Below are 13,488 nucleotides of genomic sequence, written 5' to 3'. Positions count from 1 at the left end.
GCTGCCACCTGGCGAGAACGTTAACCGTCGTCCATCCATTGGTCGCGTATGCTCCAACTCGGCCCTCTCGACACGCTCATCGGACTGTTCGGTCCCTTTGCGATTCCAGTCTTGTTGTTCGTCGCAGGAGCTATCGGCTATCTCGTCATCGTCGCGCTCGGACGCGGGTAAAAGAAACAAAACGAAGCATGCCAGACACTTCGTTGTAGGGACGTGCGGGGCCGTGGGAAAGTCAGCCTATTCTTCGACAATCACCATTCCCGTCATGCCCGCTGCTTCGTGCGGGACGCAGTAGTAGCCGTGTTCGCCCGCCGTCTCGAAGGTGTGGACGTAGGACTGACCAGACTGGACGGCGCCTTTGCCTTCATCCCAGCCGGTCTCTGCGGCGTCCTGCGACTCGAACCCGCCAGATGCCCAGTACGCGGCACCTTCCGGAATCTTGTCGCTGTAGGCGGTCACCGAGTGGGCTTCACCGCCCGCGTGTTCGAATGCGACCGTGTCGCCGACCTTCACGGTCAGTTCGGCAGGCTCGAACGCGACGGCCGTCATCTTCACGACGTGGTCGGCGTCTTCGGGGACGCCCTCGACGACGTTCGGACCACCGGACAGTTCGGTCTCTTCGCTTCCGTGGTCGTGGCTGTGTGACGACGAGTCGGCCGACGGTGCCTTGTCGATTGCACCGACGACGGCGAACTGGGCGCGGAGCGTCGCAGTCGCGTAGGCTTCTGTAGCGGCGTCGACGTCGCCGCCGTCTTCGAGTACCGAGACGTACGCACCGAGCTTCTCTTCGAAGCCTTCGTACGCACCGTGGTCGGATTCCTCCAGCGTTTCGTGGACGCGAGCGCCCTCGAAGGTCTGGAAGACGCCACTCATGAGCCCAGACGCGGCGGCCGCGAGGCCGGCGTCCGCGGCAGCGTTCGCGACGACGGCGTACATCGAATCGACCGCCTTCTGGTTGTACGTCTTCGCCGCGCCGTAGGTGTCGCCACCCTCTTTGGCCGCGGTCCGAACCTCGCCGAGTGCGCCTTCGAACGACTCGTAGAGGTCGTGGTCGGCCTCTTCGAGGGCCTCGTGGTAGCCGCCAGCCCCCGTCTCGAAGAATTCGAAGGTGGACGAGACGACGTCCGAAGCACGAGCCGAGGAGTTGAGCGTCGCGAGCCCGGCAGCGTCGAAGCCGCGAGCGCCGAAGAACGCTGCTTCGGCGGCCGAGACTTCCGCGGTCGTGCTGACGGCTGTTTCGAACTCGAAGAGCGCGTCCATCGCGCCTTCGGCGTGCGAGATTGCTTTCTCAGCGTTTCCTGCCGACGCGGCGTCGACGAGACCTGCGAGGTGCTCTTCCTCGAAGCGGTGGTAGAGGTCCTCAGACTCGTGCTCGACGGCCTCGTGGATGTCGGCCTCGTTCTCTTCGAACCGGCCGAAGAGACCTTCGGCGATGGACGCGGCGCGGTCGGTCGCGCCGAGTTCGACGAGTTCGCGGGCGTCGGCGAGACGAGCGCGGAAGAACGCCGATTCGAGCGTGGTCGCGCCCTCGCCAGCGAGTGCCGAGACGCCGGTGAGCAGGTTCTCGTCGACCGTGGCGAGTGCGTCGGCGGTCGCCTCGGCGTCGCCCGACTCCGCGGCCGACTTCAGCGATTCGAGACCGCCTTCGAAGCCTTCGTAGGCGTCGTGGTCGGCCTCTTCGAGCGCTTCGTGTGCGCGTGCGCCTTCGAAGTGAGCAAAGACATCGCCTGCGAGCGTCGCGGCGAACTCGGTCTTACCCTGTGCGACGAGCCACGCGACGTCGGCCGCGCGGGCACGGTAGAGCGTGAGCGATGCGGCGTGAGCGTAGTCGTCGCCGGGACCGCCGAGACCAGAGAGAACCTCGGCGTCAAAGCCGACAGACTGCATGAGCGCGAGGTGACTCGCGCCGGCGACGCTCTTGGGAGCGAGTTCGTAGCTCGCTTCGACCGTCGCGTCGGCGGCGGCGCGAGCGGACTGCTGAATCGAATCCGCATCGCTTGCGTCGGAAGCACCTTCGATACCGCCTTCGAAGGCCTCGTACAGCTCACCAGACGCTTCTTCGAGCGCATCGTGTGCGGACGCCGATTCGAAGGACTCGTACACGTCGTGTGCGAGCGTCGCGGCGGCCTCGACCTCGCCAGCGGCGGCGAGCATCTCCACGTCGCGAGCGCGAGCACCGAACAGGAGGACGTCGAGTGCATCGACGACGGCGGCGTCGACGCTCCCGCGCTGTGCGGCGAGCAGGTTGTTGGACGCCTGCTGTGCGAGGTCCGTTCCCTCATCGGCGTTTCCGTTCGAGAAGGCCTTCTGTGCCCCGCCGAGGTGCTCCTCGAACGTCTCGTAGTTCTCCTTGTTCGTCGCTTCGAGCTGTTCGTGGGCACCCCACTCGCCCGACGCACCTTCGAACCGCTTGAACACGTCCTGTGCGACCTGCCCGGCGCTTCCGAGATGGCCAGCGGTCGCAAGCGCGATGGAATCGTACAGACGAGCACGCATCACGTTCCACTCGGCGGCGACGGCGACGGACGCGTCGACCGTCACATCGGCCTGCGCTGTCGTCTCGGCTTCGTCGGTCTCTGTCTCCGACGCGCCGGTCGTGGTTTTCGTTTCGGCCGACGCGTCGTTCTGGCCGCTACATCCTGCGAGGCCAGCAGTCGCGACTGCCAGCCCTGTCGTCTTCAATAGTGTCCGTCGTGAGTACGTCATCTATCTTTAGGCTCGCCTAAACAAGTAAAAGGCCTTCGAAGTTTAGGTGAGCCAAAAACTGTGGTAAGGAGTGTCAACTCGCCCGTTACCCGCTATTTTTGGGTGTCCTAAAAAATCAGTGAAGTATTCGGTTCGTTAGACAACCTGACCGCTGGTCACTACTGGTTCGTGTCTCTGAACACTCCGGTCGAGGCCACCGCCAAAAGAGACGCAAAGAGAGTCGCGACTTAGTCGGCCGTCGACGGCGCGTCGTCGCGAAGTCGGTCGATAGCAGACGTGAACTCACCGTCTTCTTCGACGGTGTCTTCCCACTCTTCGAGGCCGCGCTCGACGCGGGTTCCCTCGATGGTGTTGTCGAAGAAGAACGCGAACAGCCCGCCGACCGCCATGCCGGTCGAACCGATGACGAAGACCGTATCTGCGATGATTTGGCTCCCGAGGATGGGACCGAGGACGGCGACTTGGCTCATGCCCTGTCTGAACGTCTCGGCACTGCCGACGTTACCCATGTACGCCGGAATCGCCAGCCCGGCGAACATCGCCACGCCGATGACGAAGATGTTGCGCGACGAGTCGAGGTCGACGTACTTCAGGTTCGAGAGGCCGACAGCGACGATTTGGCCGAACATGGCGATGTAGAGGCCACCGACGATTGGCCCCGGAATCGTCGCGATGAGTTGACCGAAGTAGCCGACGAAGCCCATGAGAAGCATGACGCCAGCGCCGACCTGCACGACGTAGCGGGAGGCGACGCCAGTCAGGCCGATTGCGCCGATGTTCTCGGAGTAGGAGGTCGAGCCACTCCCGCCCATGACCGCCGAGAAGATGTTCATCAGCCCTTCCATACCGATGCCGTGGTTGATACGGCGCTCAGAGGGTGCGCCGACACCCGAGAGACGAGCAACAGCGTGGTAGTCGCCGAAGGACTCGACCATCGAGGCGGCGACGCCCGCAAGCATGCCGATGATGAACGAGGTCGTAAACTGCGGGATACCGAACGCGACGGTTCCGACGACGGGAAGTGCGACAGTCGTCGTGCCCGCGCCGCCCGCGAAGCCCCACTGGAGCGGGTAGATTGGCATCAGTGCCGGGGCGGAAGCGACCTGCCCGAGGTCGACGAATCCGGGTGCACCCGGCGCGATGTAGCCCGTCAGCGAGAGCGCCGCGGCGATGACGTACGAGACGAAGACGCCGAGAAGCACCGGGAAGAGCTTGAACGCCGGATGGGTGGTGTCGAGGTACTGCGAGAAGAGGACGATGAGCGCGAGCGTGAGGCCGAGCAGCCACCAGTTGTTGGTCGCCGACGTGACCTGTGGAACGTCGAACAACGAGAGCCCGATGAGGGCGATGGTCGGCGCGATGACCACCGGCGAGATGAACTTTCGAAGCCGCCCGAGGAGTCCAAAGTAGCCGACGAGCACTTCGACCGCCGCGGCGACGATGATTGCGCCTTGGAGTTGCAACAGCGCCGTCTGCCACGCGACCCCTGCCGGGTCGGTCGCTTTCACGACGCCGATAACGGCGATTGCGGGTGCCAGCATCGAGAAGGGCGCACCCTGCACGATGGGGTAGCGATTCCCGAACGTCGTCTGCATCAGCGTGGCGATACCGGAGACGACGAAGAACGTGCCGACGAAACGCGGCACGACCTCGTCGGGCATTCCGAGGACACCAGCGAGAATCAGGGGAACAGCGATGTTGGCGCCCACCATCGTGAGGTAGTGTTGCACGCCGAGAAGGAGAGAGGTTGGAAGGGGTGGTTTGTCGTCGATACCGTACTGCACGAACGAAGAGGATGAGTCGTCAGTCACGACCATCCCCCCGTACACGGTGGATATCTTCCGAGCATGGTTGTTCCAGCATTCTACTGAAAATATATATGTCCTCCTTTTCACCACGGCGCCGTCGTCACTCAGCGTCGTCACTTAGGGGTCTGAGAAGCTGTTACTACAGTTACAACTACGTGTCAGAAAACAGAAATGGGAGAACGAGGTGGGGTGTCGCGTCGGCGACTTACTCGATGGCGTGGACCGGCGAAATCCAGACGACGAGGTCGCCGTCGCGCTTGATGATGCCCTCGATAGAGTCGTCTTTCTCCATCGGCGGGTCCTCGACTTCGTTTTCCGAGACGCGAACGACCTGGTAAACCTCGTCGACGAGCCAGCCAGTCGCTGCTTCGTCTTCGAACTTGCCGGGGTCGAAGATGACGATGCGCTTCGACTCACCGTCGTCGTCGATGTTGAGTAGCGTCTTCGGGTTGATGATGGAGGTCGTCCGACCGCGGAGGTCCATGACCCCGTCGACGTAGTTCGGTGCGTTCGGGACGCCCGTGAGTTGCCCCTTGTCGACGATTTCGCTCACGTATTCGATGTCGACACAGTACGTCTCGGGACCCAACTTGAATTCCAGTACTTGGACTTCTTTTCCAGAGTCTTCCTCGACGTCCTCTTCTGCCACGTCCGTCGTGATTGAATCCTGTCGCATGGTGGAATCCGGCGGCGACACGCGCCGCCCCCTGTCTATCCAGGAATCCACGGATTTAGGCCATAAAGGTACGTACCCGATTATCAGCCGTGATTCTTCTCGCCGAGCGTTTATATATCCGATTTCCGAACCTCGGAGATAGATGAGCGGTGAACGAAACGGCATACTGACGACTCCTCCGAGCCATCGACAGCGCCCTGTAGCAGTGCGTGCTGCGGGTTACCGGGTGTGTTCTACTGGGTGGCACCGATGAGTGCGTCCACCGACGAGACGACGCGCGCTGTCGTCGTCGACGACTCACGATTCATGCGGACGCTGATTCGGACGCTCCTCGAAGACGCTAACGTCGAGGTAATCGCCGAGGCCGGAAACGGACGCGAGGCTATCGACGTCGTCCAAGAGCACAGCCCCGATGTCGTGACGATGGACATCGAGATGCCGGAGATGAACGGTCTCGACGCCGTCGAGGCCATCATGGACAAATGTCCGACTCCCATCTTGATGCTCTCGGCACACGCCGAGGAGGACGCGGACGTGACGTTCGAAGCACTCGACCGAGGCGCGGTCGACTTCGTAACGAAACCAGGTGGTGAAGTTACCTCCGAGATGCCGCGTGTCAAGCGCGAGCTCGTCGAGAAGATTCAGTCCGCTGCGGCAGTGGACCTCTCGGCCGCCAACAAGTCGCGGCCATCTCCGACGACGACAGCATCCGCGTCGGCGTCGGCATCGGCGTCGACGTCGACTGCAACCAGTGCGTCACCGGCGTCGTCGAAGGGGGACACAGACCAGCTTCCCGAAGAGGGTTCGACACTCATCATCGGTGCATCGACCGGCGGGCCGAACGTCGTCGAGCGCGTCCTCGCCGCGCTCCCGAAGGAGGCCGGACTGCGCGCAATCGTAGTCCAGCACATGCCCGCGGGATTCACGAAGCGATTCGCGGCTCGCCTCGACGCGCGATGTGAATACAACGTCGAAGAGGCGAGCGACGGCGAGCGAATCGGCCCGGGCGAAATCCGAATTGCGCCCGGCGGGTCGCACCTCCTCGTGACGGGAGACCGCGCCGGCCGCCTGAAACTCGAGCTCACCGACGATGACCCACTTCACGGTGTCAAGCCAGCAATCGACCTCACGATGTCGTCGGCCGCAGAGGTGGTCGACGCGCCACTCGCGGGCGTCCTCCTGACGGGGATGGGCCGCGACGGTGTCGAAGGCATGTCCCGCATCAGCAGCGCGGGCGGCCACACGGTCGCACAGGACGAAGAAACGTCAGCTATCTTCGGGATGCCGAAGCGCGCCATCGAGGCAGGGTGTGTCGACACTGTCGCACCTGACGAGCGTATCACCGAAGAAGCACTCCGAGGCCTTACTACCTGACCATGGACGAAGAACTCTACCAAGCATTCATCACGGAAAGCGAAGAGAGCATCACGCAACTGAACAACTCGCTTCTGTCGCTGGAGTCGAACCCGGACGACACGGAAGCGATAGACGACATCTTCCGGCAGGCCCACACGCTGAAGGGCAACTTCGGCGCGATGGGCTTCGACAACGCCGCGACGGTCGCACACGCCGTCGAGGACCTCCTCGACGAGATTCGCCAGGGGCGACTCGACGTGACGCCCGAGCGGATGGACCTCGTCTTCGACGGGATGGACCTCATCGTCGAGATTCTCCACGATATCGAAGAAAACGGCGAATCTACCATCGACCCGACCGACACGGTCGACGAGATTCGAGCGGCCGTCGAATCGGGAGCTGAGGAGGGAAACTCGAACGCGGCGAGTCCTGACGAAGCCGACGACGATACCGAAGTCGACCTCGTTGCACTCGCCGCCGAAACCGTCGATGTCGATGCTGTCGAGGCTGCACAGCTAACCCATGCCCGAATCGAACTCGACGCGGGCGACATGGCTGGTGTCGACGCCGGTATCTTCCTCAGCGGTATCCCGGAAGAAATCGACGTCGCCGGGATGAACCCCCCGCGTGACGCTATCGAAAACGGCGAGTTCGACGACGGATTCGACCTGTTCATCGCTGGCGACTCGCCAGAGAGCGTCGAGAGCGACTTCCAGGGACTCTGGAAGCTCTCCGCTATCGAAGCGACGGACGTTTCAGAGGCGCTCGACGGTGACGTCGAAGTCGAGGCCGACACGGGTGCAGACGCGAGTGAGACAGAACAGGACACGACCGACTCGCCCGAAGACGCAAGCGACGAGAGCGCAGACGACGACGGCGGCTCGGCGGAGAGCGATTCTACCGACGAGTCGGGGTCCTCGTCTCCCTCCACGACGAGCGGTTCGAAGACGGAGACGTCCGACGACGACGGCGACGAGAAAGAAGAGACGCGGTCGATATCCGCTGTCAAGTCCGTCCGCGTCGACGTCGACCAACTCGACGAACTCCACGAACTCGTCGAACAACTGGTGACGAGCCGAATCAAGCTCCGAAACGCTATCGACGAGGAGCAACACACGGCGCTCGACACCCTCGACGAACTGGACAAGATATCCTCGAACCTCCAGAACACCGTGATGGACATGCGGCTCATCCCGCTGAAGAAGGTGTTCGACAAGTTCCCACGTCTCGTCCGCGACCTCGCTCGCGAGCAGGACAAGCGGGTCTCGTTCAAGGTGGAGGGCGAGGACATCGAACTCGACCGCACCATCCTCGACGAGATTTCGGACCCTCTGATGCACGTCCTTCGGAACGCCGTCGACCACGGCATCGAAGAACCGGACGTGCGTGAGGCAAACGGGAAGTCGCGAACGGGGACTATCAAGCTCTCCGCCCGGCGGCAACACGACACGGTCATCGTGACGGTCGAAGACGACGGCAGCGGTATCGACGCCGACGCCGTCCGCGACAAGGTCGTCTCCGAGGGCGTCGAGACGCGCGAAGAGATGAACGCGATGCCCGACTCGGAGGTCTTCGACTACATCTTCCACCCCGGGCTGTCGACCAACGACGAGATTACCGACGTCTCCGGCCGCGGTGTCGGGATGGACGTCGTCAAGACGACCGTCGAATCGCTCGACGGGTCGGTGTCGGTCGAGAGCGAACCGGGCGAAGGGAGCACGGTCAAGATTCGGCTCCCCGTCTCGGTCGCTATCATCAAGGTCCTGTTCGTGCAGGTCGACGACCGCGAGTTCGGCGTCCCAATCAAGTACATCGACGAAATCAGCCGCCGCGACCGCGTGCAGACGGTCAACGGCGCGGAAGTCATCGTCCACGAGGACACTATCTTCCCGCTTATCCGTCTCCGCGAAGCGCTGGAAATCGACTCTCCCGACCCCGACCGTGGGATGGTCGTCCGAATCCGTCCCGACGACAGACAGGTGGCGCTTCACTGCGACGGCGTGACGAAGCAAGAGGAAGTCGTCGTGACGCCGCTTCAGGGGCCGCTTTCGGGCGTCGACGGGCTCTCCGGCACGGCGGTAATCGGTGACGGGAACGTCATTCCGATTCTCGACGTCTCCACACTGGAGATGCCAGACGAAGGCAAACGAGCGATGTACGAAGTCGACCCCACCGAACTCCCCGGTAGTTCCGAGGAGGCAGCGGACTAATGCCGTCTCCACGTGAGGACGACCCGTCGTTCGAACCGCTTCTCGAGTACGTCGAGAACTCGCTGCACTTCCAGACGAGTTCGTACAACGACGCGTACCTCGACCGGCGCATCTCCGCGCGGATGCGGCGTCGGCGCGTCGACGAGTACGACGAGTACCACGAACTGCTGCAAGAAGACGAAGACGAACAGCAGGAACTCCTCGACGCGCTCTCGGTGAACGTCACGAGTTTCTTCCGCAACCCCGAGGTCTGGGAAGCGCTCAGAGACGTGCTCCGTGAGTTGAGCAAAAAGGGGAGCAGACGCGACCCGATAAAAATCTGGAGCGCCGCCTGTTCCGACGGCCGCGAGGCGTACTCGCTGGGCATGCTCGCCCACGACGACAGCCAGATAGACGAGCGTCGCATCGAAATCACCGGGACGGACATCAAGCGTGAGATACTCCGCGCCGCCAGAGCGGCGGAGTACCGAGCGTCGGAGACGAACGACGTCGCCGAGCAACTCGACCCCATCGGAAACTGGGAGCGCTACGTCGAACGCGACGACGACGTGTTCCGTGTCGCCGACGCCGTCACCGACATGGTGGAGTTCAAACGCCACGACCTCATTCGGCAGGACCCGCCGGGGACCTTCGATTTGGTCGTCTGTCGTAACCTCTTTATTTACATCAATGCCGAGTCAAAACGTGCAGTGTTCGAGACGCTCGGGTCGGCACTCAAAGAGGACGGCTACCTCACCATCGGCATGACGGAGACGATTCCACCCAGCTGTCGCGGCCAGTTCGAACCGGTAGAAAAGCGCTTGCGCATCTACCGCGCACGAGACGACCAGGAGAGGTGACTGATGAAACCCGGTGAACAAAAACTTGGAGACACGCGCGGCCGCTTCCTCCAGGTGATAAAAGACGGCCGGGAGATGCACGACGTGAACTGGACGAGCGGCCGGATTCTCTTGTCAAATAAACGACTGATATTGGCAGGGACCGGCGGGAAGCGGACGATACCCCTCCCGAAAATCGAAAAGCTCGGTGGACGGTTCGACGTGAACCAGCGCATCGCAACCGTCTCGGACTACTTCAGCATCCACATCCCCTCTGGGGTCTTACTCCTCGCCCCCGTCGATTACGACGAGTTCGAGGTGGACTTCTTCGGGGCGCTTTTGAACTCGGAGCAGTTCCTCGCCCGGCACCCAGCGGTCGCTGGTGGTGTGGTCCAAAATACCGAGTGGGAGAAGTCTCGGCTGAAAGTCGAAGAAGAAGCAGTGAGCATGGCGACTGTCGGTGGCAAGTTCGTCGAGATTCGGCTCGACGACATCGGCGACATCAAGACCGGCGAGCGTACGATTATCGACCAGTCTCGAAGCGTCATCGAAGTTGAGCACTCAGACGACGAGGGGACGAGTCTCCAAACGTACATCTCCGGGTCCGAACGAGCGGTTACGTTCCTCTATACGCTTCTCCGAGAAGGTGAAGAGCTCTCAGAGACGTCCATCGAGCTGAGCGAGACCGACAAGCAGGTTCTCACCGCACTCTACTCCGGCGTCTCGCCGTTCGACATTCCAGATTTCCTTGGCCTCGACGTGGACGAGGTCGAAGAACTCTTTCAGCGACTCATCGACCACAACGTGGTCGACGAGATTCGTGTCCGCCGCGAAGTGCAACTCAACGCACGTGGCCGCAGTATCGCGTCTGACGCCATCAACGAGCAGTAACCACTCACTCGGTCATCGGTTTCTCGTGTTCGTGTTTCGTATCGGGAGTGACGACGCCTTCGTCGTTTCAGGCCGAGCACAGACAGTACAGAGAACACAAACAGCGCAGTCGGAAACCCTCACAGACAGAACGGAAAACCAGGAGAGCGGCAGCAGGCAGGCTTCGAAGCCGTCAGACGTTGACGTCTTCGATTTCCTCGTTGACGATAAACCGACCTTGCGGCGTGAGCGACGCCGGCAGCGTGTCGTCGTCGATGAGGTCCTCGTCGTAGAGTTTCTCCAGCTTCTCGTCGAGAACGGCCTGGTCGACGTCGAGCAGTTCGCTGAAGTCCACCTGTGCAGCCATCTCGCCGGTCGAGTAGAGACCGACCAGCACTTCGAGGCCCTCCTCGGTGATTTCGATGTTGCGCACCTCGGATTTGATCCAGTGGTAGACCAACCGGAGGTACCGACCGAGGATGTTCATCTTCCGGCGTGACTTGAGTGAGATCTCGGAGGTGACGGTCTGTCCGTCCCTGACGTGTTGCACCGAGAGGACGAGTCGTGACTCGTCTTCGACGGTGCGCTCCAACACCTCGAAGAAGATGACGCTTGCGAGGTCGATGTGGAACGGCTCGCCGTTCTCGGTGAGTGCCCCGTCGTCGTCCGGGAAGGTGACGGCCTCGTAATCCAGATGCAGCCCGGTCGGCTTGCGGTCGGTGTCGAGGACGCGCCCACCGATACGGGCGGGATGTCTGACCATCGCGCGCGACCCGTTGAGTACTGCACGGAACAACAGCAACGAGAACTTCTCTATCGTGTCGCGGTCACCGCCGATGACGGTCGTCGCCCGGCGTTGACCGTTGGTGTAGCCGACCATCACCGTGTAGTCGAAGAACTCTTCGACTTCTTGTGGGACCTGCCCCACGGCGATGTCGAATATCGAGACGATGGGAATGTTGGTCTTCGCCTCCGACGTCGCGAGGATGAGCCGCTGCTCGCTCATCAACACCCGGCCTTTGACCGGTTCGAACGAGGCGTTCCCGCCAGCGACGAAGTTCGCGACGAAGTCGACGACGATAGACTCGCCGCTCGACGTTCGCTTCGGCTTCTTCTTTCCTTTCTTTTGTCCCTTGTTCTGTTCGTCGTTCTCGGGTTCCGACTTCTGCCGTCGGTACGCTTGAAGGAGGTCGCTCTTCGCGACGTCGCCGCCTTCTGGCGCGCGAGAACGCGCACTTTGGACCATTTTATCGTCCGATTCGCCCGAGTTAGATTGTCCTGCCTGCCTTTGTTTGTCCGTCATACACTGATCAGAGCTCCTGCGAGCGACGACGTCGCAACGGCCATCATCGAACCCACCCAAACCAGCATCACGAAGTGGAGGTACGCGTTCGCTTTGTGACCACCGTCAACCATCCGTATCATCAACGACGAGAGGAGTGCGTTGAACAGGATGATAAGCGTAAGCATGTACTCGATGAACGGGACGTCGTAGACGCCTGCGTAGATGAGCGTCCCGAACTGAAGGCTGTCGAGGTTCATCTGCGTCGAAAAGGACGCGAGAATCTCGACGACTTCGAGCCCGATGAAGAACGCGAACGACGCAGACGCGGTGATGCCGTAGAGGACACCGATGAGGGTGACCGTCGACTGTTTGCGCTGCCGGCGGAGTTTGATGACCTCCGCCATGTTCCGGCTGATGAGTTCGCCCAGTTGCTTTGGCTTCCCACCCATCGACCGACCGGCGTTGTACATCTCACTGAACTTCTGGATGAGGTACGAACTCGACTCGGCAGTGAAGAAGAACCACGACAGGTCGGGGTCGAGACGCATCCGGAGCCGAGTGTACAGCCGGTCGATTTCCCGCGTAAGAACGCCGAAGTCTTTGGTACGGAGCGTCTCCAGCACGTCCGTCGTCGTGCTCTGCTTCGCCGTCTCGGAGGCACCCAGCGCGCGGATGAATCCCGGGTACTCCTCGTCGCGTTCGTGAATCTTCTTCTCGTGTCGTCGAGCGACGATGCCGGGAACTGCAAGCGGCGTCAGCGGCGTCGAAATGAGGAGCGGAATCGGGAGGTCGAGCATGATTGGCCGGATAATCTCACCGACTACAGTCAGGTTGAACGTCCCTAACGCGAGGACGAGCACCATCACGACGGAGAGACCGACTGCCCCATAGAGCGTGATGTCTATCTGCCGGTCCGCTTTGGTCCGGTACTCGCCTTGCTGGTACCACAGTGGGTCGTACGGCGACATCGTCCGGATGACGAAGTAGAAACCCAACTGCACGAAGACGAAAAGCACGATGACCGCACCGATAGTCATCGTCGCGTCCGTCCCGGTGAGGATGGGAAGCACGATGGCGTTGATGATAGCGAAGGTCATCGAGAGAATCATCGAGAGGTACAGGTCTTTCATGACCTCCAGGTTCCCGAGTGCACTCTCGTAGACCGTGATATACTTCTGAATCATCGCGTTCTGCTCACCGAGCAGGAAGTCATCGATACTCTGCCCGGCGTTGATGGAGTACGCCAACCGGTCGAGGAAGTCCGCAAGCGGCTTCGACGGAACTTCGCGCGCCCGCCGCTGACACGCGTCGTCGAGCGACTGGTTCCACGCGTCGACGAGTTGGACGATGCGATTCATTTCGGTCGCCAATTCTCCGTACTCCTCTTCGTGCGCCAGCGTCCGGAAGACGGCCACGCGGTCGATGTTGGTCGTCGACAGCACCGTCATGTGGGTGATGAGTAGGTGTAGTTGGTTTTCGAGCCCACGACGGGTCTGCTCGACGAGGAGTCGCGGGTAGAGCACCGCAGCCCCGAGCAGCAACGCGCCGAGGAGGAAGATTGGAATCCGAACCAGAATGGGAAGCGGTAGCGCAATCGCTCCGACGATGGAGAGGAGGAAGAACAGCACGGCGGGCCCGAGGACGAAAAGCATGTACCGAGACAGCTCCATCGGCATCTTTTCGTACGACTCGATGATCTCGCGAACGAAGTCGCGGACCTGAATCGCCTGCACCGTTGCGCCCATCTCCTCTGACATAT

10 protein-coding genes are annotated in these 13,488 nt (G+C 61.6%); 5 read left to right on the top strand and 5 right to left on the bottom strand.

Going from position 1 to position 13,488, the window contains the following annotated elements; all coding sequences use genetic code 11:
- Nucleotides 1-48 precede the first annotated feature (48 nt).
- Complete coding sequence (locus C453_RS20805) at nt 49-171, top strand: hypothetical protein (protein ID WP_008323848.1); 123 nt, start codon at nt 49-51, stop codon at nt 169-171.
- Between the two features lie 66 nt (nt 172-237).
- On the opposite strand, the gene C453_RS08365 is transcribed toward C453_RS20805, so the two are convergent.
- From C453_RS08365 to C453_RS08355, 3 genes are all read right to left on the bottom strand, one after another.
- Nucleotides 238-2,706, bottom strand: a complete 2,469-nt coding sequence (locus tag C453_RS08365) for a DUF5059 domain-containing protein (RefSeq protein ID WP_049907583.1) — start codon at nt 2,704-2,706, stop codon at nt 238-240.
- Between the two features lie 227 nt (nt 2,707-2,933).
- Nucleotides 2,934-4,523, bottom strand: a complete 1,590-nt coding sequence (locus tag C453_RS08360; protein WP_008323846.1) for a uracil-xanthine permease family protein — start codon at nt 4,521-4,523, stop codon at nt 2,934-2,936.
- A gap of 196 nt (nt 4,524-4,719) precedes the next feature.
- On the bottom strand, nt 4,720-5,190 hold the full coding sequence (locus tag C453_RS08355) for a chemotaxis protein CheW (protein ID WP_007539611.1): 471 nt from the start codon (nt 5,188-5,190) through the stop codon (nt 4,720-4,722).
- Between the two features lie 249 nt (nt 5,191-5,439).
- On the opposite strand from C453_RS08355, the gene cheB reads away from it, so the two are divergent.
- From cheB to C453_RS08335, 4 genes are read left to right on the top strand one after another with little or no spacing between them, the layout of a single operon-like run.
- Entirely contained in the window at nt 5,440-6,564 is a 1,125-nt protein-coding gene (gene cheB, locus C453_RS08350) for a chemotaxis-specific protein-glutamate methyltransferase CheB (RefSeq protein WP_008323844.1), read from the top strand.
- Nucleotides 6,565-6,566: 2 nt separating this feature from the next.
- Nucleotides 6,567-8,756: a chemotaxis protein CheA gene (locus tag C453_RS08345; protein WP_008323843.1), complete on the top strand. Its 2,190-nt coding sequence runs from the start codon at nt 6,567-6,569 to the stop codon at nt 8,754-8,756.
- Nucleotides 8,756-9,595, top strand: coding sequence for a CheR family methyltransferase (locus tag C453_RS08340; protein WP_008323841.1), 840 nt, complete (start codon nt 8,756-8,758; stop codon nt 9,593-9,595). The genes C453_RS08345 and C453_RS08340 overlap by 1 nt, the downstream gene beginning before the upstream one ends.
- A gap of 3 nt (nt 9,596-9,598) precedes the next feature.
- A complete protein-coding gene (locus C453_RS08335) occupies nt 9,599-10,465 on the top strand; it encodes a CheF family chemotaxis protein (RefSeq protein ID WP_008323840.1) in 867 nt (288 codons plus the stop codon).
- A gap of 172 nt (nt 10,466-10,637) precedes the next feature.
- On the opposite strand, the gene C453_RS08330 is transcribed toward C453_RS08335, so the two are convergent.
- Nucleotides 10,638-11,690 (bottom strand): CheF family chemotaxis protein, encoded by a 1,053-nt coding sequence (locus tag C453_RS08330; RefSeq protein ID WP_008323839.1) that lies wholly within the window; start codon nt 11,688-11,690, stop codon nt 10,638-10,640.
- A 53-nt stretch (nt 11,691-11,743) separates the two neighbouring features.
- Nucleotides 11,744-13,486 carry an archaellar assembly protein FlaJ gene (flaJ, locus tag C453_RS08325; protein ID WP_008323838.1) on the bottom strand — a complete coding sequence of 581 codons (1,743 nt, stop codon included), beginning with the start codon at nt 13,484-13,486 and terminating at the stop codon, nt 11,744-11,746.
- Between the last annotated feature and the right edge of the window lie 2 nt (nt 13,487-13,488).

It is taken from the genome of Haloferax elongans ATCC BAA-1513, assembly GCF_000336755.1.
Classification (GTDB): domain Archaea; phylum Halobacteriota; class Halobacteria; order Halobacteriales; family Haloferacaceae; genus Haloferax; species Haloferax elongans.
The sequence above is the reverse complement of the archived record's forward strand: the minus strand, read 5'-3'. Positions and strand labels throughout refer to the sequence as shown.

Bases quoted from the DNA above. Each gene is read 5' to 3' on its own strand.
- C453_RS08330 (WP_008323839.1), bottom strand. From the start codon at position 11,690: ATGGTCCAAAGTGCGCGTTCTCGCGCGCCAGAAGGCGGCGACGTCGCG.
- flaJ (WP_008323838.1), bottom strand. From the start codon at position 13,486: ATGTCAGAGGAGATGGGCGCAACGGTGCAGGCGATTCAGGTCCGCGAC.
- C453_RS08335 (WP_008323840.1), top strand. From the start codon at position 9,599: ATGAAACCCGGTGAACAAAAACTTGGAGACACGCGCGGCCGCTTCCTC.
- C453_RS08360 (WP_008323846.1), bottom strand. From the start codon at position 4,523: ATGGTCGTGACTGACGACTCATCCTCTTCGTTCGTGCAGTACGGTATC.
- C453_RS08355 (WP_007539611.1), bottom strand. From the start codon at position 5,190: ATGCGACAGGATTCAATCACGACGGACGTGGCAGAAGAGGACGTCGAG.
- C453_RS08345 (WP_008323843.1), top strand. From the start codon at position 6,567: ATGGACGAAGAACTCTACCAAGCATTCATCACGGAAAGCGAAGAGAGC.
- C453_RS08365 (WP_049907583.1), bottom strand. From the start codon at position 2,706: ATGACGTACTCACGACGGACACTATTGAAGACGACAGGGCTGGCAGTC.
- C453_RS08340 (WP_008323841.1), top strand. From the start codon at position 8,756: ATGCCGTCTCCACGTGAGGACGACCCGTCGTTCGAACCGCTTCTCGAG.
- C453_RS20805 (WP_008323848.1), top strand. From the start codon at position 49: ATGCTCCAACTCGGCCCTCTCGACACGCTCATCGGACTGTTCGGTCCC.
- cheB (WP_008323844.1), top strand. From the start codon at position 5,440: ATGAGTGCGTCCACCGACGAGACGACGCGCGCTGTCGTCGTCGACGAC.